At 61.4% G+C, this 19,190-nt stretch carries 19 protein-coding genes; 11 read left to right on the top strand and 8 right to left on the bottom strand.

The window, feature by feature from the left end:
* Positions 1 to 18: 18 nt before the first annotated feature.
* The gene (locus AC1DYF_RS07975) at positions 19 to 1,257 is read left to right on the top strand and encodes an aminopeptidase (RefSeq protein WP_477876164.1); all 1,239 of its coding nucleotides are present in this window, start codon (positions 19 to 21) and stop codon (positions 1,255 to 1,257) included.
* Here the strand turns inward: AC1DYF_RS07975 and AC1DYF_RS07980 are convergent, their stop codons facing one another.
* A complete protein-coding gene (locus tag AC1DYF_RS07980) occupies positions 1,258 to 2,142 on the bottom strand; it encodes an EamA family transporter (RefSeq protein WP_477876165.1) in 885 nt (294 codons plus the stop codon). It abuts the gene before it with no gap.
* Positions 2,143 to 2,224: 82 nt separating this feature from the next.
* On the opposite strand from AC1DYF_RS07980, the gene AC1DYF_RS07985 reads away from it, so the two are divergent.
* Positions 2,225 to 2,719: a MarR family winged helix-turn-helix transcriptional regulator gene (locus tag AC1DYF_RS07985; RefSeq protein WP_477876166.1), complete on the top strand. Its 495-nt coding sequence runs from the start codon at positions 2,225 to 2,227 to the stop codon at positions 2,717 to 2,719.
* 4 nt (positions 2,720 to 2,723) lie between these two features.
* Here the strand turns inward: AC1DYF_RS07985 and AC1DYF_RS07990 are convergent, their stop codons facing one another.
* Positions 2,724 to 3,314 carry an NAD(P)H-dependent oxidoreductase gene (locus AC1DYF_RS07990; protein WP_477876167.1) on the bottom strand — a complete coding sequence of 197 codons (591 nt, stop codon included), beginning with the start codon at positions 3,312 to 3,314 and terminating at the stop codon, positions 2,724 to 2,726.
* The gene (gene xseA / locus AC1DYF_RS07995) at positions 3,311 to 4,900 is read right to left on the bottom strand and encodes an exodeoxyribonuclease VII large subunit (RefSeq protein ID WP_477876168.1); all 1,590 of its coding nucleotides are present in this window, start codon (positions 4,898 to 4,900) and stop codon (positions 3,311 to 3,313) included. Before xseA ends, AC1DYF_RS07990 begins: the two co-directional genes overlap by 4 nt.
* Before the next feature lie 176 nt (positions 4,901 to 5,076).
* Between xseA and AC1DYF_RS08000 the strand changes: the two genes are divergently transcribed.
* From AC1DYF_RS08000 to AC1DYF_RS08010, 3 genes are all read left to right on the top strand, one after another.
* Complete coding sequence (locus AC1DYF_RS08000) at positions 5,077 to 5,418, top strand: hypothetical protein (protein WP_477876169.1); 342 nt, start codon at positions 5,077 to 5,079, stop codon at positions 5,416 to 5,418.
* Between the two features lie 341 nt (positions 5,419 to 5,759).
* Positions 5,760 to 6,974, top strand: a complete 1,215-nt coding sequence (locus tag AC1DYF_RS08005) for an alpha/beta fold hydrolase (protein ID WP_477876170.1) — start codon at positions 5,760 to 5,762, stop codon at positions 6,972 to 6,974.
* A 3-nt stretch (positions 6,975 to 6,977) separates the two neighbouring features.
* On the top strand, positions 6,978 to 8,354 hold the full coding sequence (locus AC1DYF_RS08010) for a cytochrome P450 (RefSeq protein ID WP_477876171.1): 1,377 nt from the start codon (positions 6,978 to 6,980) through the stop codon (positions 8,352 to 8,354).
* A 34-nt stretch (positions 8,355 to 8,388) separates the two neighbouring features.
* Here the strand turns inward: AC1DYF_RS08010 and AC1DYF_RS08015 are convergent, their stop codons facing one another.
* Positions 8,389 to 10,233 carry a hypothetical protein gene (locus AC1DYF_RS08015; RefSeq protein WP_477876172.1) on the bottom strand — a complete coding sequence of 615 codons (1,845 nt, stop codon included), beginning with the start codon at positions 10,231 to 10,233 and terminating at the stop codon, positions 8,389 to 8,391.
* A gap of 124 nt (positions 10,234 to 10,357) precedes the next feature.
* On the opposite strand from AC1DYF_RS08015, the gene AC1DYF_RS08020 reads away from it, so the two are divergent.
* Together AC1DYF_RS08020 and AC1DYF_RS08025 are read left to right on the top strand one after the other, a co-directional pair.
* On the top strand, positions 10,358 to 11,371 hold the full coding sequence (locus tag AC1DYF_RS08020) for a glycosyltransferase (protein WP_477876173.1): 1,014 nt from the start codon (positions 10,358 to 10,360) through the stop codon (positions 11,369 to 11,371).
* Complete coding sequence (locus AC1DYF_RS08025) at positions 11,368 to 11,742, top strand: GtrA family protein (protein WP_477876174.1); 375 nt, start codon at positions 11,368 to 11,370, stop codon at positions 11,740 to 11,742. The genes AC1DYF_RS08020 and AC1DYF_RS08025 overlap by 4 nt, the downstream gene beginning before the upstream one ends.
* Here AC1DYF_RS08025 and AC1DYF_RS08030 read toward each other — a convergent pair.
* Entirely contained in the window at positions 11,715 to 12,500 is a 786-nt protein-coding gene (locus AC1DYF_RS08030; protein WP_477876175.1) for a helix-turn-helix domain-containing protein, read from the bottom strand. The two genes, AC1DYF_RS08025 and AC1DYF_RS08030, sit on opposite strands and share 28 nt — an antisense overlap.
* A 115-nt stretch (positions 12,501 to 12,615) precedes the next feature.
* Positions 12,616 to 13,488, bottom strand: coding sequence for a LysR family transcriptional regulator (locus AC1DYF_RS08035; RefSeq protein WP_477876176.1), 873 nt, complete (start codon positions 13,486 to 13,488; stop codon positions 12,616 to 12,618).
* Between the two features lie 151 nt (positions 13,489 to 13,639).
* On the opposite strand from AC1DYF_RS08035, the gene AC1DYF_RS08040 reads away from it, so the two are divergent.
* The 3 genes from AC1DYF_RS08040 (at position 13,640) to AC1DYF_RS08050 (ending at position 15,987) form a co-directional block, all read left to right on the top strand.
* A complete protein-coding gene (locus AC1DYF_RS08040) occupies positions 13,640 to 14,329 on the top strand; it encodes an isochorismatase family protein (protein ID WP_477876177.1) in 690 nt (229 codons plus the stop codon).
* 144 nt (positions 14,330 to 14,473) lie between these two features.
* Positions 14,474 to 15,370 carry an aldo/keto reductase gene (locus tag AC1DYF_RS08045; protein WP_477876178.1) on the top strand — a complete coding sequence of 299 codons (897 nt, stop codon included), beginning with the start codon at positions 14,474 to 14,476 and terminating at the stop codon, positions 15,368 to 15,370.
* 56 nt (positions 15,371 to 15,426) lie between these two features.
* A complete protein-coding gene (locus AC1DYF_RS08050; protein ID WP_477876179.1) occupies positions 15,427 to 15,987 on the top strand; it encodes an isochorismatase family protein in 561 nt (186 codons plus the stop codon).
* A gap of 93 nt (positions 15,988 to 16,080) precedes the next feature.
* Here AC1DYF_RS08050 and AC1DYF_RS08055 read toward each other — a convergent pair whose 3' ends face one another.
* Positions 16,081 to 17,058 carry an aldo/keto reductase gene (locus AC1DYF_RS08055; protein ID WP_477876180.1) on the bottom strand — a complete coding sequence of 326 codons (978 nt, stop codon included), beginning with the start codon at positions 17,056 to 17,058 and terminating at the stop codon, positions 16,081 to 16,083.
* Positions 17,059 to 17,156: 98 nt separating this feature from the next.
* Between AC1DYF_RS08055 and AC1DYF_RS08060 the strand changes: the two genes are divergently transcribed.
* On the top strand, positions 17,157 to 18,056 hold the full coding sequence (locus AC1DYF_RS08060) for a LysR family transcriptional regulator (RefSeq protein ID WP_477876181.1): 900 nt from the start codon (positions 17,157 to 17,159) through the stop codon (positions 18,054 to 18,056).
* A 58-nt stretch (positions 18,057 to 18,114) separates the two neighbouring features.
* Here AC1DYF_RS08060 and AC1DYF_RS08065 read toward each other — a convergent pair whose 3' ends face one another.
* Positions 18,115 to 19,101, bottom strand: a complete 987-nt coding sequence (locus AC1DYF_RS08065; protein WP_477876182.1) for a Gfo/Idh/MocA family protein — start codon at positions 19,099 to 19,101, stop codon at positions 18,115 to 18,117.
* Positions 19,102 to 19,190 lie beyond the last annotated feature (89 nt).

A 19,190-nucleotide genomic window follows, 5' to 3' on the forward strand; every position in this document is an offset into this window, starting at 1 on the left:
GATGATGGAGCGATCACGATGACTGAGGGTGTAATCGAAAGCACGAAGCTCGAAAAACTGGCCGAAGTGGCGGTGAAAGTAGGCCTCGACCTGCAGAAGGGCCAGGACCTGGTGATCACGGCGCCCCTGGCCGCAGCACCGCTCGTCCGTCTGATCACCAAGCATGCCTATATGGCTGGCGGTGGTCTCGTCACCACCTTCTACAGTGACGAAGTGGCGACACTGATGCGCTATGCGCATGCGTCCGACGACACGTTCGATCGCGCCTCGAGCTGGCTCTACGAGGGCATGGCCAAGGCCTATGAAAACGGTTCAGCGCGCCTCGCCGTCTCCGGCGACAATCCCATGCTGCTTTCCAAGGAAGATCCGTCAAAGGTGTCGCGCGCCAATCGGGCGCAGTCGGCTGCCTATAAGCCGGCGCTGGAGCATATTTCCAATTTCGACATCAACTGGAACATCGTCTCCTATCCCAACCCGTCCTGGGCGAAGCAGATGTTTCCGGACGATCCTGAGGAGATTGCGGTGCAGAAGCTGGCCAAGGCAATCTTCGCTGCGAGCCGCGTCGATCTCGACGATCCGGTCGCTGCCTGGAAGGAGCACAATGCCGAGCTCGCCCGGCGCGCCGGCTGGCTGAATGGCCAGCGCTTCGCCTCGCTGCATTTTTCAGGCCCGGGTACCGACCTGACGGTTGGCCTCGCGGATGAGCATGAATGGCATGGCGGCGCGACCAAGGCCAAGAACGGCGTTACCTGCAATCCCAATATCCCGACCGAGGAAGTGTTCACCACACCGCATGCCCATCGCGTCTCCGGCACGGTTTCCTCGACCAAGCCGCTGTCGCATCAGGGGACGTTGATCGACAATATCCAGGTGCGGTTCGAAGCCGGCAAGATCGTCGAGGCCAAGGCATCGCGCGGCGAGGCTGTGCTGAAGAAGGTGCTGGAGACCGACGAAGGTGCGGCGCGGCTCGGCGAAGTGGCGCTGGTGCCGCATTCCTCGCCGATCTCGGCCTCGGGCCTGCTGTTCTACAACACGCTGTTCGACGAGAATGCCGCCTGCCATATCGCGCTTGGCCAGTGCTATTCGAAATGCTTCGTCAACGGCGCGTCGCTGACGCAGGACGAAATCGCCGCCAAGGGCGGCAATTCCAGCCTGATCCATATCGACTGGATGATCGGCTCCGGCCAGATCGACATTGATGGCATCACCGCTGACGGCMCGCGCGTGCCGGTTTTCCGCAAGGGTGAATGGGCGTAGTCAGGCCTTAGCGGTGGCTACGGTGACTGCAGGCCGGACGCCGGCCTGCGCCCGCTGACTGGCATAGGTGCTGGCCAGAACCAAAGCGATGCCGAGGATCTGCAGCGCATTCAGCGACTGGCCGGCAATCGCCCAGCCGAGGATGACGGCCACGGCCGGGCTGAGGAAGCCGAGCGTCGAGGCGGCGGCCGGCTCGATGCGCGACAGCCCGCGGAACCAGAGCACGTAGGTCAGCGCCGTCCCGACAAGGCCGAGCTGGAGGAAGCCTATCCAGTTCCGCGCGGTCAGCATGGGAAGGGACGGCTCGAATATCAGCGCGACCGGCACCAGCAGCAGGCCGCCCGCGGTCATCTGCCAGGCGGTGAAGGTCAGAGGCGACACCGGCGGTTGCCAGACGCGGGCGAGCGTGACACCGAAGGCCATCGACACGGCACCGGCAAGACCAGCAATCACCCCGATCGGGTCAAGTGCCGCCGCCGGGGTCAGCACCAGCAGCGCCACGCCGGCCATTCCGATGAACCCGGCCATCACCGCCAGCGCCCGGATCGGCGAGCCCAGGAGAAAGCGCGACAGCACGATGACGATCAGCGGCTGAATGCCGCCGACCGTGGCCGCCACGCCGCCGGGCAGCCGATAGGCAGAGATGAAAAGCATGCAGAGAAAGAACGAAAAGTTCAGCGCGCCAAGCAGGAAGACGCGGCCCCACCAGATGCCTTCAGGCAATTTGCGCACCAGGAGCAAGAGCAGGAGCCCTGCCGGCAGGGCGCGAAGCATGGCGACATGCAGGGGAAAGCCCTGCGGCAGGAGTTCGGTCGTGACGATATAGGTTGAACCCCAGATCATGGGGGCGATTGCCGTTATCAGAACGTCCGAAGTCTTGGCCATGATCTTGCTCCACCAAAATATCTTGACGTCAAGATATCTCATTTTATCTTGACGTCAAGACAAATCCGCCGATAGTGACGGCATGGACCACCTCGACAAAATCCTTGCCCAATGGAAGCGCGAGCGGCCCGACCTCGATACGGGGCCGATGGGTACGCTCGGCCGCATCGCGCGGCTGCGCTCGGTTCTCGGACGCGAGATCGACGTGGAACTCGCCAAACACGGCCTTTCCGGCCCGAGCTTCGACGTGCTGGCGACCTTGCGGCGCTCCGGCGCGCCTTATCGGCTGTCGCCGGGCGAACTGCTCGTCTCGACCATGGTGACATCGGGGACGATGACCAACCGCATCGACCAATTGGAAAAGGCGGGTCTTGTCGAACGTCTCAGCAATCCAGGCGACGGACGTGGCGTGATCATTGCGCTGACCGAGAAAGGGTTCGCGACGGTGGACGCGGCTGTCACCGCCCATGTCGCCAACCAGCACCGGCTGGTCGCAGGGCTTGACGAGGACGAGCGGCGAACGCTGGATGGATTGTTGTCGAAGTTTTTGCGGGCGCTGGACGATCCGACGGAATAACCTTTCAGAGTGTGGAAATCGCCTTGCGGACCCTTTCATGGAACGCGGCCCGCTTTTCCGGCGTCGCCTGGTCCATATTGTGCAGCGACAGCATGCGGAAAACGACGCGCTTGGCGCAGAAAGCGGCGACACCGCGCTTGAGGATGCGCTTCACTGGATTGCCCATGTAGAAATGCACGATCCACCAGGGTGAGCCGGTGGTGGTGATCACCCAGAAATGCTTGATATGGTCGAGCTTGGGGATCAGCCGACCGCCGGCCGCGTCCAGTTCGAAGGCGACGCCGGGGACGAAGACGCGATCGATAAAACCCTTCATCATGGCCGGCAGATTGAACCACCATTGCGGAAAGACCAGGATCAAAGCGTCTGCGGCGCGCAGGCGTTCGACACTGGGCGCAATCGCCGACAGGTCGTAGCGGTCGGTCATGTAGCTCGCGCGTTCGGCGGCAGAGAGACGCGGGTCGAAATCCTCGGCATAGAGGTCGAGAAAATCCACTTTGTGACCACGCGCCTCAAGTGTCTCGACGATCATGCGGGCATTGGATGCGGCAAAACTGTCCGGCAGTGGATGGGCGAGGACGACGAGCGCCCTCAAAACAGGCTGCCTTGATTTGATGTGGCCGATGTCTTGGCAGCGGGCTTTTTCTTCGCCGGAGACGGCGTCGTATCGCTTCCGCCTTCGCCCGCTATCGCTCCGATACGGCCGTCGGCAAATTCGATGGCGATGGCGGCACCGTCCTTGACGGCTGCCGCGGAAGACAGAACCCGATCGTCCTCGCCGCGGATCACGGCATAGCCGCGCTTCAGCACATTCTTGTAGGAGAGCGATTGCAGGATGCGGTCGTGCGCCATGAGCGCCGAGCGTTCGCGCCTGAGGAAAATCCCCAGTGCCGTGTCCCCGCGCCTGATGATGTTGGTAAGCCGCTCGCGGCTGCGCCGGGTCTCAACGGAGAGCCGGGACGGCAGGCCCGAAAGCACCGCATCGGCGCGGGCGATGCGGGCCTGATGCCGGTCGATCGACCGCTCGATGATGCGCTCTGCCTTCAGCATCTGCTCGCCGAGGCGCTGGCGGCGTTCGGCGATGCGGGCCGAGAGGATGTCCGGGCGCAGCCGTGAAGCCGGTCGCTCCAGCATGCGCCGCTTGTTGAGCGCCGTCAGCTCCAGGCCGCGGCCGAGCCGGGCGGTGGCTTCGTCGAAACGGCGGCGTGGAAGCGCCAGCAATTGGTCGAGCGAGGGCAGCGCGCGCATGAGAYCGCGCAGTTCGCGGCGGCTATGGTCCATATGTCGGCTCATGCAGATCGAGAGCCGGGCGCCGAGTGCAGCCAGTTGCGCTTCGAGCTCCGCCTTCACCGGCACTGCCATTTCGGCGGCACCCGTAGGGGTCGGCGCGCGCTGGTCGGCGGCGTAGTCGATCAACGTCCAGTCGGTCTCGTGGCCGACGGCCGAGATCAGCGGGATTTCCGAGGCGGCCGCGGCGCGAACCACGACTTCGTCATTGAAGCACCAGAGATCTTCCAGGCTGCCGCCGCCACGCGCGACAATCAGCACGTCCGGCCGGCTGAGCGCCCCGCCAGGCTCGATGGCATTGAAGCCATTGATGGCATTGGCGATTTCGACGCCGGCGCCCTCGCCCTGGACCTTGACCGGCCAGACGATGACATGCAGCGGAAAGCGATCCGAAATCCGGTGCAGGATATCGCGGATGACGGCGCCGGTCGGCGAGGTGACGACGCCGATGACCATGGGCATGAACGGCACGAGCTGCTTTCGCCCTCTGTCGAACAGGCCCTCGGCCTGGAGTTTCTGCTTGCGCTGTTCGAGCAGCGCCATCAGCGCGCCGACGCCAGCCGGCTCCAGGCTTTCGATGACGATCTGGTATTTCGACGAGCCCGGGAAAGTCGTGATCTTGCCAGTGGCGATCACCTCCATGCCCTCTTCCGGCCTGACCTTGAGTTTCGAGAACGAGCCCTTCCAGATCACCGCTTCGAGCCGCGAACGGTCGTCCTTGAGCGCGAAATAGGCATGACCCGAGGAATGCGGGCCGCGATAGCCGGAAATCTCGCCGCGCACCCGCACATGGTCGAAAGCGGCCTCCATCGTCCTCTTGATCGAGCCGGAAAGCTCGGTGACGGTGTATTCGAGGAGATTGGACGGCGAATCAGTGGCGATTTGATCACTCATGGCGGCGATATTGCGGATTTCAGCCGCAGTTGAACAGCCGCGAAGCCGATCTGGTAAGCAAATGTTATCCAGAATTGACGAAATCCAGGTTCCTTACAGCCCCGACCTCTGGCAAATCAGCGTTTTAGGCGTACCTAATAGGTAAGGGCAGACAAGAGTTTGCTTTCGAGGTGACCATGGGTTCGCATAGCGATTTCCTCAATGGAACCAGCGGGCGCGAAAGGCGGGAGCATCTCCGCCGGGAGGTGCGCCTCGAGGCTGCGCTGCTTTATCTCAAGAAGGGCCTGCATGGCTGCCAGCAGCAGAAGGCGATGGCGCTGAACATCTCGGAAGGCGGCTGCCTGATTGCCTGTCAGCTTCCCGATCTCGTCAGCGAACATCTCTATGTGATCCTCGCAGGCATTCCCGGCAAGATCGCCAGCGCTGTGGTCGGGCGGTCGAAGAACAGCCTCAACATCCGCTTCGGCGACAAGCTGCCGACGGAACTCATCGACCAGGCCGCCCGGCGTCGAGCCTGATAGACGGCCATCAGGTTTTCGGTTAGAGCCTTTCATGGTGAAATGGAAGCATTCTGTTGGCTCAAGCGGAGTCGGATATCAGGCCGGCAGGCGCGCGTCGTAGCTAAACCTACGGCCAAGCCGGCCGGCCTGATAGGCGGCCCGTTTCAGCCAACCCGAAGGGCCGGGCAGGTTTCCGCCAGGAAAGAGATGATCGCCTCGAACGTACCTATGGGTATGCCCGTCGGCGATCATCCCTTTCCTGACGAAAACCTGCTCCGGCAGAATGCTTCCATTTCACCATGAAAGGCTCTAATGAACGGCCTTGCTGTATCAGCCTCGCCTTCACGACCCAGGATCTCATGCCGGAAACCGAAAAGCCCCCCTTCCGCCGACAGGTGTTCTTCATCAGCGGTTTCGATCCGCGCGGGGCGCTTTTCCTGCACAAGAATTGCGTCACTGAAACCGGCAAGTGGAGTGCGACCACCGGTCATAAGGTCGAGACCAGCGCCCGCAAGAATGTCGGCAAGCTGGTCCGGCGCTGGCAGATCACGGCCGACCTGCCGACCGGCAAGGCAGAGACGAATCTCGACTTCCTGCAATGGGACGACATCATCCGGGAGCATTGGGACAAGCGCAACTGGATGGTCTATCTGCAGAATCTCGGCGTCATCTGGCGGCTGATGCTGGACGGCGTGTTCTTCCGCACCATGCGCGAGAGCTGGCCGATCGCGATCGTCATGGCCGCGCCGGCAAGCGTCGCCCTCATCCACGGCCTCGGCGCGCTTTTGCCGCTGATCGGCCTGATCGGGCTCTATTTCTTTCCCGGCGTGATCGGCAAGATCGTAGCACTCGCGCTGATCGCAGCCGGCGCCTACGGCCTCTGGTGGGTCCGCCGCAACATGGACCTCTACAAGCCGGAATGGAACGGCCGGATCGGCATCTTCGCCAACAAGATGATCGTCTCGAAGCAAAACGTGCCCGGCCTCGACGAGCGCCTCGACCAGATGGCCGACCATATCGTCGCCTCGATCGAAGAGAGCAGGCCGGACGAGGCGCTGATCATCGGCCACAGCTATGGCACGGCGCTGGCAACGATCGTCGCCGCGCGCGTGCTCGAACGCCGGCCGGATTGGGGTGGCGAGGATTCGCCGCTCGGCCTGGTGACGCTTGGCCAGACGCAGGCGCTGTCATCCTATCGCAAGAAGCGCAATTGGTACCACGAAGAACTGTCGCGCTTCGCACGCTTTCCGGATTTCACCTGGCTGGACTTCTCCTCGCCGCCGGACGGCGCCTGCTTTGCCATGGTCAACGTGCTGGATTTCCTCGGCAATCCGCCGAAGGGCATGCCCAAGCATCTGAACGCCCAGTTCCATAAGATCTTCACCAAGGCGCATATGGACGAGGCGCGCAACCAGCGCATGATCATGCATTTCTTCTATCTGCAGGCCAATGAGATTGTCGATCTCGGCGGCGACACCTATGATTTCGTGCTGCTGATCGGCGGGCCGCAGAAGGCGCGCGACCGCTATGACGAGAGGCCGAACGCCAAGCCCTATTTCGTGAAAAAGGCCTGACCCATGAGCGCCCATATCATCGGTCCGATGCCAAAGATCCGCAAGGAGCGCCCTTCGCCGCTCACCCGCATCCTCGAGGGCCGGCACTCTTCGCTCGATGTGCTGTTCGAGCAAAGCTATTCGATGAAGATGGGCGAGTTCGGCGGGCTGAGGCGCCGCTTCTACTTCCTTACCCAGCCCAGCACAGTCAACCGCATCCTGACCTCCGATGTCGGCCTCTACCCCAAGAGCGACCTGATGGGCACGGTGCTCTACCAGATCCTCGGCAACGGCATTTTCGTCTCCAATGGCGATGTCTGGAAGCGTCAGCGCCGGCTGATGAACCCGGCCTTCGAATTCGCCCGCATCTCGGAAGTCTTTCCGCTGATGATGGATGCCGCCAACGAGATGAAGACCCGGCTCGACGCCGTCGCCGACGGCCGCGACGTGTCGATCGATTTCGAGATGACTCATGTCACCGCCGATATCATCTTCCGCACCATTTTCTCCGAACCGCTCCCGCGCGAAGAAGCCGCGACGATTTTCAACGCCTTCAATCATTACCAGGAACTCGCCTATATCCACGGCGTCTGGAACATGGCGGGGCTGCCGCAGGCGCTGTCGATCCCGCGGCTACGCGCCATCCGGCACGCGCGCAACATCCGCGGACCGCTGGCGCGCATGGTGCGCAAGCGCTTCGACCTGCTTGCCACCAAGCCGGAAAACCCGCCGCAAGACATTCTCTCGTCGCTGATCGCCGCGCGCGATGCCGACGGCTCCGGCTTCACTGAGAAGGAACTGGTCGACCAGATCGCCGTGATGTTCCTCGCTGGTCACGAGACATCGGCAAGTGCGCTGTCCTGGGCGCTTTATCTGATCGCTCAGGACAAAAGCGTGCAGGAACGGATGCATGCCGAAACCGAACTGGCCTTCGGCCAGGAAGGCGGCTTTGCGCCAAAACACTTCAAGTTCCTGAAGCTGACCCGCGACGTGTTCCGCGAGACGCTCAGGCTCTATCCGCCGGTCTCCTTCGTGCCGCGCGACATCACCGTGCCGGAAAAGATCCGCAACAAGGAGATGAAGAAGGGCTCCGCCGTGTTCATCTCGCTGTGGCTCTTGCATCGCCATCGTGACATCTGGAACAATCCCGACGTCTTCGATCCAGACCGTTTTTCGCGCGAGGACGAGAAGGAAGCGATCCGCGCCGCCTATATGCCATTCAGCCAGGGGCCGCGCGTCTGCCTCGGCGCCTCCTTCGCGCTGCAGGAGGCTGCCATCATCCTGTCGATGATTGCACGGCATTATGAGATCGAGCCGGTCGAGGGGCATGTGCCGAAGCCGGTGGCGCGGCTGACGCTACGGTCGGAGAATGGCATCCGGCTCCGGCTGCGCAAGCGCTGAAGCCATTTTATAGCGAAGGCAGGCGGGACCGCGCCTACCGCAAAATCTTGAACAGCTTGATCTTCGGATCGAGCCCCACATCCACCGGCTCGACGAACTCCGGAATTTCTCCCTCGGCCAACCGCGCGAACAGTCCCATCGGTGCCTTGGTCTTGATGATCGTCACCTGCGGATCATCCTCGCAGAGCAGGATATAGTCCACCTTCTCGGCCCGCAGCTGATCTGCGGCTTCCGCGGGCGAAGCCATTTCAGCCTCGAGCGCCGCCAGCATGCCGCGCTGGTTGCGATGATAATTCGCCGTCAGCACCGAATGCGGCGTGAAACGCAGGAGATAGGAGCCCGGATTGGCCGTCGCAAGCAGGCGACCGGCCGGCAGTTGGGACAGGGGCGCAAGCTTGCCGGGAATGCCGCACGCATCCTTCTTGTCGACGATTTCGTTGCGCGTGCCGGCGATCGCCGATCCCGCTTCGGCAATACCGACGCCAGCAAAGGTCCAGACCGAGGGGATGCTGGCGAGTGCGGAGAGCACGAAGGCGCTGGCGGCGCGCACATCATTCTGGCGGGCGCGATAGACGTCCCGGAGGTCGGCGATCAGCGCGGAGAGCGGCACGAAGGCGAGGAAATTGGCGAAGATCATGCCGCGCACTTGATAGGCTGTGACCGCCCAGCTCACGGCGATCATGCCCAGCAGGATCGCATGCGGCAGCGCCTGCTGCCGCCGGACGATGCGCATGATGCAGACGACCGTGCCGATCAGGCCGACGGCATAGAAGCCACCGATGGCGGACGGTTCGATGGCCGCTTCGGCGGCGATCGATTGTGCCTCGCGGATGCTGCCGAGCCACATGCTCTTGAGCAGCGGATCGAGATGATCGAGCGGGTTCTGCAGGCATTGCGGCACGACGAGGACAGCAAAGAGAGCGACGACCACGCCGACGATCGCAAGTGCGGCGAAACGGATGGCCAGGCGCTTGCGGGTAACGAAAGCCGCGGCAGTCGCCAAGCCCAGACCGCCAATCACGACAAGCGACAGGAAGCCGAAGGACAGCGTGTCGGCCGTCACCATCATATAGAGCCTCGGCGGCGTCGTGGCGAAAAACAGCACAAGCGTGGCGATTGCGAACGTGAGGCCGAAGCCCAGCGCCGCCCGCTGATAACGCACCCCATACCAAGCCCAGAGAACCGATACCGTCACGGCGGTGACGGCCACCAGCGGCGTCGTCTCGACGCCGATCGCCAGCGCCATGCTGCAGGCGATCGCCGCCACAGCGAAATTCGAAAGCCGTGCCAAGGGGTCGATCAGCATGGCGGCGATAACGATCGCCAGCACCATCTGCATATTGTGATGATCGAGCGCCCCAGGACGGAAGCGGATGATCGCACAGGTAAACAGCACCGCGAGCCCGAGCGCCATCGTCATCGCCTGCCGGCCGCCGATGCGGAACCCGGCGAGCGCCGTTGCCGCCAGAAGCGGCACCAGCAACAGCGGCGGCCAGACGAGGGCGGCGGCGGCTTCGGCACTTTCCGGCGACATGAACGGGCGGAAGAATAGGATGAGGGCGGCGATCGGCAAGTCGATGAGCCGCGACCAGTGCATCAGCGTGCCGCCATCGAGGCCGAGACGATATTGCGTCAGATCGAACCAGCTCTGGCCATTGATGAGATCGCGCACTTCGACCAGCCGCATGGAATCATCAGGATCGGGGCCGATATAATCGAGATAATGCGCGAAATGCGCCCCGACCTGGAACAGGATGGCGACGAGGCTGAACAAAGCCACGATCGTCCAGAAGCCATAACGGCCCGAACTGTCGTCCTCGGCGCGCCAGCTATGCACCGGATGCCAGGAAGTGGCCGCTTCTTTACCATTTTTCGTCATCGGGGGAACTCACGCACGCAGACCCGCATCAATCGAAACCTAGCCTTAACCTTCTCAAGAAATAGTAAAGGCCGACCTCCGGAAAACCCGGAAAACGACCGCAATCCGGGAGAAGGTGGAAGCCATGAGCGACGGCTACGAAATCGCGGTGCTGATCCCCTGCTACAATGAGTCCCTGACCATCGGTCATGTCGTGACCGGCTTCCGGCGGGCGCTGCCGACCGCGCGCATCTATGTCTATGACAACAATTCGCGTGACGACACCGCCATGTGCGCGGCGCTCGCCGGCGCCACCGTGTTCCGCGAGCGGCGGCAGGGCAAGGGCAATGTCGTGCGCCGCATGTTCGCCGATATAGAGGCCGACATCTATATCATGGCCGATGGCGACGGCACCTATTCGCCAGATGATGCCGAGACGCTGATCAACACCTTGGTCACCGAGCGCGCCGACATGGTGGTCGGAACGCGCCGCGACGTCACCGTCGATGCCGGACGGCAGGGACATGCCTTCGGCAACAAAGTGTTCAACCGGCTTTACCGGTCGATCTTCGGCAAGGATTTCACCGATATCTTCTCCGGTTACCGGGTGTTCTCACGCCGCTTCGTCAAGAGTTTCCCGGCAGTTTCCGACGGTTTCGAGATCGAGACGGAAATGTCGGTGCATGCCTCACGGCTGAAACTGCCTGTCATCGAGATCGAACTCGACTATGGCAGGCGGCCGGAAGGCTCGCATTCGAAACTCTCGACCTTCGGCGATGGCCGCCGCATCCTCTGGATGTTCGCCATGCTGATGAAGGAGACGCGGCCCTTCGCCTTCTACCTGTCGATCAGCAGCGCACTGCTCGGGGCGTCGCTGACCTTCATGACGCCGGTGCTGATCGAATATCTGCAGACCGGGCTGGTGCCGAAAATGCCCACCTGGATTCTCTCCATGGTGCTGCTGATGATGTCGGTGATGACATTCACCGCCGGCCTGATCCTCGACAGCCTGGCGCGGTCGCGCGCCGAATTGCTGCGCATTCATTATATGGACCTGCCGGCTTTGTCTGCCCAGCGCAACGTCGGTGATGCCGTGCCGCTGTTCCCCGACAAGACCAAGCCTGCCAAGGCACCGGCCCGGAGGACGAAAGCGGCGTGAAGCGCTTCGGCTGGTTCCTGGTTGCCGGCAGTCTCGGCTTCGTCGCCGATGCCGGCATGCTGACGTTGCTGATGGCTGCGACGCTGCTCGGGCCGCTGCAGGCGCGCATTGTCGCCATCCTCTTCGCATTCGCCGTGACCTGGGGCTTCAATCGCAGCCTGACATTCGGCAGGAGCCGCTTTCCGCTGCTGCTCGAAGGCGCCCGCTACGGTAGCGTCGGGGTGCTCTCGGCAGTGATCAACTACGGCATCTATGCCGCCATCATCCGCTTTGCACCAGCCGCGCATCCGCTGGTCGCGCTGGTCATCGCCTCGATCGGCGCCATGGCCTTTTCCTGGACCGGCTATTCTCGCTTCGTCTTCGTGAAATAGTCCCGCGTTGCATCGTCGGCGGGGAAGAAGGATTCGATCATCACGCCCTCGACCAGAGCGTCCTGCACCGAGCCGAAGCTTGTCAACGTGGTAATCCAGCTCAGGCGCGTTTCGCCGAGCCGCATGTCGATCGGCAGGATCGGCAGCCGCTCGCTCTGCGGATGAATATCGAGGGCTTCGGCGACTTCCGGCAACTGCGCCAGACGTTTTACCCGTCGCGACAGCGATGACCTTGGCCCCTGCAACCAGGCTTCAGCACGGATGCGATGCACGAGGTCGGCCGCCGATTCCTGCCAATTGAGGATGATCGGCCTGAGCGCCGGGGTGTCGAGATAGGCGTCGAGGAAATTATCGCCCTCCGAGAGAGCCGCGCCGGATGCACTTGCCAGGCCGACGAAGGCAGGATTGGCAGCCAGGATGTTGTATTCATGGTCGAAGACCACGCCGGGATAGGGATCGTGGCGATCAAGGATAAGGCGGATGGCCGCGGCGATGGCCGGCGGCAGGCTCGCAAGCGTGCGGGCCGGCCTGGTGGCGAAACGCGGGCGAAAACCGGCAGTGGAGAACAGAATGCCCTGGTCGCGCGCCGGGATGTCGAGCACGGAGGACAGGCGCAGGATCATGCCTTCGGTCGGCCGCGAACGCCCCGTCTCGAGGAAAGAGACATGCCGCGCCGAAATGCCCGCCTCGTTGGCGAGATCGAGCTGGCTCATGCGCCTGTGGCTGCGCCATTCCTTCAATTGTTCGCCGAATTGCATGGTGGTGTCTCCTGATGTCGGAGGCATCAGACAGCAATGCGGTAAGGAAATCCATTACCTCAGAGGTAATGGATTTGGTTGAGATTCGCGACGACAGGCCGGGGAATCTTTTCGCTCATGCGCTCTTCCGATACCGCAATCGATCGACAAGCAAGTTGAACGCGGAAGAACTTTGCCGACGGCTCGGGTAGTAGAGGTGGAATCCGGAGAAGGGTTGACACCAGTCTTCGAGCACACGGGTCAACGAACCGTTAGCGAGATGAGTTGCTGCGCTGCTTTCCAAGACACAGGCGATGCCATGCCCTTTCAATGCCGCTTCAACCAATAGACCGGCGTCGTTAAACACCAGCTGGCCTTGCGGGCGCGTTTTGACATCCAGCCCGTTCCTGGCGAACTCCCAGGCATAAATTGCGCCCGTTGCGGATCGGCGATAGCCGAGGCTCGCATGCGATGCCAGGTCATGAGGGGCGTTCGGGACGCCACGCTTCTCCAGATAATCCGGTGACGCCACCACCGCCATTCGGAGATCGGGGCCGATGGGGACGGCAATCATATTCTTGGCAAGCTCTTCGCCAATTCTGACCCCGGCGTCGAAGTGTTCGCTGACGATGTCGGCGCGGCGTCCCGATAAAGTCAGCTCAACGTTTATCTCGGGATATTGCGACACGATGTCGTCGATCGCCGGCCACAAAATGGTGCGGGCAGCCCGCTCCGGTGTGAGGATTCTGATCGTTCCGCCAATCGTGTTCCGCATCGACGTGATGGCTGTGAGCCTCTCCGAGACCTCGTCGAGCGCCGGGCGCAATGTCTCGATAAGCTGACGCCCTGCCTCTGTCGGTGCGACGCTCCTGGTCGTCCGGTTGAGAAGCCTGATATCGAGCCGAGCTTCCAGCCGACGTATGGCCTGGCTCAGGGCCGATTGGGAAATGCCGAGCCTGGCGGCAGCACGGGTGAAGCTGCCCTCTTCCGCAACGACAAGCAAGTTCATGACGTCTCCGAGGTCTTCCCGTTTCATCGGCCGATCCCTGTCTATTCATAATAAATTATAATAAGCCCATGCCAAATTATCCATCTAATCGTTGAATGCTATCGCGACTATGTTGATCGGCGAACCGAACGAGCATGGAGCGAACGATATTATGAACAATTTAGTTGCACGACGGGACCTGTTCCGCGCGAGCCTGGCAGCATCCATGCTGGCCGTTATTCCCGGTCTTGCAATAGCGCAGGACAAGACCGGCAAGGATATCGCGGCCAGGGGTGATGGAGCGCGGATCGACTATAGCGACGTGCAGGTCCTGTTCGCAGATCTTCAGGTGTCGCTGGTCGCGGGCAGCAGGACAGTCTCCCCAGAAGCCCTGGGCCGTTCCGCCGCGGCACTGGCAAAGGTCGCCACCATCCTTGAGCTTCCAATGCTGTTCAGCGTGGTGCCGGAGCGCAAGGGAGAGCCCGTCCTGATACCGGAGCTTCTGCCCTACGCGACACGCGCCAACACTTTGAAGCGGACATTGACAGGTCCGTTCATGGACAAGGCGACAGCTTCGGCGCTCGCCTCCACTGGGCGCAAAACGCTGATCCTTGCCGGATTTGCTGCCGAGGTGGTCGTTCTGCAGACTGTCTTGGACGCTGTCGAGGCGGGCTACAAGGTCCAATATGTGGTCGATGCGGTTGGCGGGCTGTCTGAACGGACGGAAGATACGGCATTGCGCCAGGCTGAGCTCGCCGGCGGCGTCCCAACGACGGTCGTCAGTCTGACGACACGGATGACACCTGACCTGTTCCAATTCCCCGGTTCCGAAGCGTTCGCCGCCATTCGGCCGCTGCTGTAGTCCAGTGCGCCGATTCTGGTCGACGACCGGCGGCGTAAGTCCCGTGCGGTTTGTCGCCTCTCCGTGCCGGAAAGGCGGCGGAGCACAGCATTGTTTCCGGTGTGCGCGTTGCGAGCGCCGGACATCATCCTCAGGAGTGAAGAAATGACAGAGAAAAGCCCAACCCTGACGCTGAACAACGGCGTTCGCATGCCAGCGTTCGGACTGGGAGTGTTCCAAAGCACGCCGGAGGAGACGTCTTCCGCGGTGATGATCGGCATAGAGGCCGGATATCGGCTGATCGACACGGCCGCGGCCTATATGAACGAGCAGCAGGTTGGCGAAGGGATCGTCGGCAGCGGCATCGATCGTTCCGACCTTTTCGTCACGACGAAGCTGTGGATCGGCGACTACGGAGATGACAAAGCGCGCCATGCCTTTGACAGAAGCCTGCGCAAGCTCGGTCTGGACTATCTCGATCTCTATCTTCTTCATTGGCCGGTCCCTTCGAATTTCGAAGCGACGGTCGCATCCTTCAAGACTGCGGCCAAGCTTCTCGAAGAAGGCCGTATCCTGGCGATCGGGGTCTGCAACCACAACCCCCGCCACCTTGAGATGCTGATCGAACGCACCGGCATCACGCCGGCAGTGAACCAGGTCGAGCTGCATCCCTTCTTCATCCAGCGCGATGTCCAGAACGCCAACCAGCGCTTTGGTATCGTGACCCAGGCTTGGTCGCCGATCGGCGGTGTCAAACGGTATCGCGGTGCCGGTGCGAATTCGCCCACCGACCCTCTCTCTCATCCAGCGATCGCAGAAATTGCCATCAAGCACGGCAAGACCCCCGCCCAGATCGTTCTGAGATGGCATATCGAGAAGGGGTTCTCCGTCATCCCCAAGTCGGTCCAGGCAAAGCGGATCAGGGAGAATATCGACATCTTCGATTTCAGTCTGTCAGCGGATGAAATCCTGGCGGTCGACAGTCTCGACGTCGGTGGACGGGGAGGCCCGGATCCGGACGTGGTGCATCCGGGACTGTACAGCTTCAAGATCGAGGACTGACAAGCCGTCGCCGCCGGTCGGTTGGCTTCGCTTGGAAGATTGAATGAGGTAGGAAAATGATGGATATCGGTGGCGTTCAGTTTCTGTTTGCCGACCTGCAGCCAACGCTCGTCGCTGGTGGCGCGACGATACCTCCTGAGGCTTTGATGACTTCGGCTGTCGTCCTCGCACGCGCCGCGCCTGCATTCGGCATTCCGACGACGTTCAGCATCGTGCCGGAAAGAGGCCAGGCCGGAACACTGCTCCCCGATTTGCAGGAATTCTCAACCCGCCAAAACACATTTCAGCGAACCACGGCCAGTGTATTTCTCGATCAGCCAACCGCATCGGCAATTGCAGCAAATGAGCGAAGGACGATTGTTATCGCAGGGTTTTCTGCCGAGGTCGTGATTCTGCATTCGGCTCTCGCAGCCATCGAGGCAGGTTACCGCGTCCATCTCGCGCTTGATGCCATCGGCGGGCGCTCGCAGCGGACGGAAGAGGCTGCCTTCAGGCAGATAGAGAGAAACGGCGGCATTCCCACTTCCGTTCTCAGCGTCATCACTGGCCTCGCACCGGACTTTTCGTGCGCTCCCGGTAATATGGTTCTCGAACTGACAAGCGCATTGAGACGGTAGTAACAGGTATGTGTCCTGTAGGGCTGTGATGGCATTTGAAAATGCCGGCCGCCCAGCCAGCGGCGTTAGGTCGCCCCTGGCTAACCCGCCGAATCAGCCGTTCACGATCTTCATCATATGCTCGTTGTAGCGAGCACCCAGGACCTGTTGCGTTGCAAGCATTGCGTCGAGATCGGCAAGATCCGCCGTCGAAAGATCGAGCGCGGCGCCGCCGATATTCTCCTTTAGGCGATGCAGCTTGGTCGTGCCGAGAATCGGTACGATCCACGGCTTCTGGGCCAGCAGCCAGGCAATCGCGACCTGTGCGGGCGTTGCCTGCTTGCGCGTAGCCATCTCGCCAATCAGAGCTGCGAGCTTGGCATTGGCGTTGCGCGCGCCGCCGGCAAAGCGCGGCAGGGTGCTGCGAATGTCGCTTTCCGGGAAGATCGTGGAATTGTCGATCTTGCCGGCGAGGAAACCTTTGCCCAAGGGTGAAAAGGGAACGAAGCCGACGCCAAGTTCCTCCAGAGCGGGCAGAATTTCGGCTTCCGGATCGCGGGTGAACATCGAATATTCGCTCTGAAGAGCCGTCACCGGCTGGACTGCATGCGCTCGGCGGATCGTCTGGGCTCCAGCTTCCGACATCCCGAAATGCCTGACCTTGCCTTCCGCGATCAGATCCTTGACGGTTCCGGCGACGTCTTCAATGGGCACGTTCGGATCGACGCGGTGCTGATAGAAGAGGTCGATCACGTCGGTCTTCATCCGCTTCAGTGATTGTTCCGCAACGAAGCGGATACGCGCAGGGGTGCTGTCGAGCCCATATTTGGCGGAGCCGTTCTTCCAACCGAACTTGGTGGCCAACACGACCTTGTCGCGAAACGACTCGACGGCCTCGCCAAGGATTTCCTCGTTGTCGGCGCCATATGACTCTGCGGTGTCAAAAAACGTCACGCCGTTTTCGTAGGCCGCACGGATCAGGCTGATGGCTTCCGATTTGTCTGTTGCCGGGCCGTAGCCGATGGTCAGCCCCATGCAGCCGAAGCCGACGGACGATATGTCGAGGTTCTTTCCGAGTGTGCGGGTCTTCATGATCATTCCCTTCCTGATGCGTGTGAACAATATAGGCGGCTTCCCGCTCGTCGATTAGCTGCTATAAACCGCATAGGGTTATAAGCAGAGCTAATATCGTGGCGCGTGAAAACACTCAGGATATCTCGGCATTTCTGGTTGTCGCGAGGGAGCGAAGTTTCACCCGCGCGGCCGCGAAGATTGGCGTTTCGCAATCGGCTCTCAGCCAGACCGTCAGAGGATTGGAGGAGCGCCTTGGTATCCGGCTGTTGACACGGAACACGCGTGGCGTCTCGCCCACCGAAGCGGGCGAACTCCTGCTGCAAACCGTAGGACCGCATTTCGACGGCATCTATGCCGGGATTGCCGCCCTGAGCGGGCTCAGGGAAAAGCCTTCAGGAACGGTTCGCATCACTGCCGACCAGCATGCCGCCGAGGACGTGCTCTGGCCCGTGCTCGACCGGTTCCTGCCCGATTATCCCGATATCAAGGTGGAGATCGTCATCGACTACGGGCTGACGGACATCGTCGCGGAACGGTACGATGCCGGTGTCCGCAGCGGTGAGATCATCGCCAAGGATATGATTGCCGTGCCGATCGGTCCAGACATCCGCATGATCGTGGTCGGGTCGCCGGAATATCTGGCGGCGCATGATCTGCCCTTGAGGCCGCAGGACCTAACCAATCACAACTGCATCAATCTTCGCCTGCCCACCTATGGCGGCCTCTATGCATGGGAGTTCGAGAAGGACGGACGAGAACTGGCCGTCCGCGTCGATGGTCAACTGATGTTCAACAACATCGGCATGATCATCAAAGCGGCGGTTGCCGGACATGGTCTTGCATATGCGTCTCAAGACCGGATCAGAGACCACCTTGAAAGCGGCAAGCTTGTTCAGGTACTTCAGGATTGGAGCGCGCCATATTCCGGGTACCATCTCTACTATCCAAGCAGGCGTCAGCCCACGGCAGCCTTCCGGGCTTTGGTTGATGCGCTCCGATATCGAAAGAAAAGCTGATTGAGCGGAGAATGTCAGGCACCCTCCGCGTCAAACATCAGCGCTTTATCGGCTGCAGTCACACAGTCTCCCAGCCATCCTTCTCCGACGCGCGATAGATGGCGTCGATGAGCCTCTGGTTATTCTTCGAACTCTCGAGCGTCACCACTTCTTCCTTCTCGCCCAAGGCGGCGCGGGTAAAGGCTTCGGCTTCGAGCTTGTATTGACGGCAGTCCTGGAAGCGGAAATGCTTGGATTCGCTGTGGTTCTGGTTGGTGAGTTCGAGTTCCTCGGCACCGTAGCGGTTGGCGTTGAAGGGCGATTTCACCTCGATGAAACCTTTGTCGCCGTGGAAGATCATGACCTGGCGGGCAGCGAGCTGGGTGGAGATGTAGAAGGAAAGCTCGAAATCACCGAAATCGGCGCGCACCGAGGAATAGATATCGGTGCCGAATTGCTTGTCGCGCTCGGTATTGGCCTGGACGCGCTGCGGCTCCTTGCCGGTGACGAAGCGGGTGGAAATGGTCGGGTAGACGCCGATATCCGGCAGGCCGCCGCCGCCAAGCGAGGCGATGTTGCGCATATTGCCGGGGTCGCGGTTGAAATAGGTGAAGGCGCCCTGGACGTGCTTGAGCGTGCCGATCGCGCCCTCCGCGATCAGCGAGCGGACTTTCCGCCAGACCGGCGAATAGGTGACCATATAGGCCTCGGTCACCAGGACCTTGTTGCGGTCGCGGGCGGCGATCAGCTGGTCGATCTCGCCGGCCTGAAGCGCAATCGGCTTTTCGCAGAGCACATGCTTGCCGGCATCGGCCGACTTGATCGTCCATTCGACATGCTGCGAGGTCGGCAACGGGATATAGACGGCGTCGATCTTGTCGGACGCCAGCATCTCCTCATAGGAGCCGAAGGCATGCGGCACGGAGAAGCGGTCGGCCATGGCGCGGGCCTTGGCGAGATCGCGGCTGGCAATCGCGCTCACCACGCAATTGGTGGCGTCCTGGATGGCCGGGATAACGAGTTCCTCGCCGATCCGTGCCGTTGAGATGATCCCGAAGCGCAGCATTTTTCTCTCCCTTGATCTGTGCGAGCGGACATTATTGAGAGAGCGGAACTCTGGCAATTGCGAAATGCTGCACTATTTCTCTTGAAAGC

This window comes from Rhizobium sp. P2_G9 (assembly GCF_056403475.1).

Excerpts from the sequence above, each read along its gene's own strand:
- AC1DYF_RS07980 (WP_477876165.1), bottom strand. The coding sequence starts at position 2,142 with ATGGCCAAGACTTCGGACGTTCTGATAACGGCAATCGCCCCCATGATC.
- AC1DYF_RS07985 (WP_477876166.1), top strand. The coding sequence starts at position 2,225 with ATGGACCACCTCGACAAAATCCTTGCCCAATGGAAGCGCGAGCGGCCC.
- AC1DYF_RS08000 (WP_477876169.1), top strand. The coding sequence starts at position 5,077 with ATGGGTTCGCATAGCGATTTCCTCAATGGAACCAGCGGGCGCGAAAGG.
- AC1DYF_RS08005 (WP_477876170.1), top strand. The coding sequence starts at position 5,760 with ATGCCGGAAACCGAAAAGCCCCCCTTCCGCCGACAGGTGTTCTTCATC.
- AC1DYF_RS08010 (WP_477876171.1), top strand. The coding sequence starts at position 6,978 with ATGAGCGCCCATATCATCGGTCCGATGCCAAAGATCCGCAAGGAGCGC.
- AC1DYF_RS08015 (WP_477876172.1), bottom strand. The coding sequence starts at position 10,233 with ATGACGAAAAATGGTAAAGAAGCGGCCACTTCCTGGCATCCGGTGCAT.
- AC1DYF_RS08020 (WP_477876173.1), top strand. The coding sequence starts at position 10,358 with ATGAGCGACGGCTACGAAATCGCGGTGCTGATCCCCTGCTACAATGAG.
- AC1DYF_RS08030 (WP_477876175.1), bottom strand. The coding sequence starts at position 12,500 with ATGCAATTCGGCGAACAATTGAAGGAATGGCGCAGCCACAGGCGCATG.
- AC1DYF_RS08035 (WP_477876176.1), bottom strand. The coding sequence starts at position 13,488 with ATGAACTTGCTTGTCGTTGCGGAAGAGGGCAGCTTCACCCGTGCTGCC.
- AC1DYF_RS08040 (WP_477876177.1), top strand. The coding sequence starts at position 13,640 with ATGAACAATTTAGTTGCACGACGGGACCTGTTCCGCGCGAGCCTGGCA.
- AC1DYF_RS08045 (WP_477876178.1), top strand. The coding sequence starts at position 14,474 with ATGACAGAGAAAAGCCCAACCCTGACGCTGAACAACGGCGTTCGCATG.
- AC1DYF_RS08050 (WP_477876179.1), top strand. The coding sequence starts at position 15,427 with ATGATGGATATCGGTGGCGTTCAGTTTCTGTTTGCCGACCTGCAGCCA.
- AC1DYF_RS08055 (WP_477876180.1), bottom strand. The coding sequence starts at position 17,058 with ATGAAGACCCGCACACTCGGAAAGAACCTCGACATATCGTCCGTCGGC.
- AC1DYF_RS08065 (WP_477876182.1), bottom strand. The coding sequence starts at position 19,101 with ATGCTGCGCTTCGGGATCATCTCAACGGCACGGATCGGCGAGGAACTC.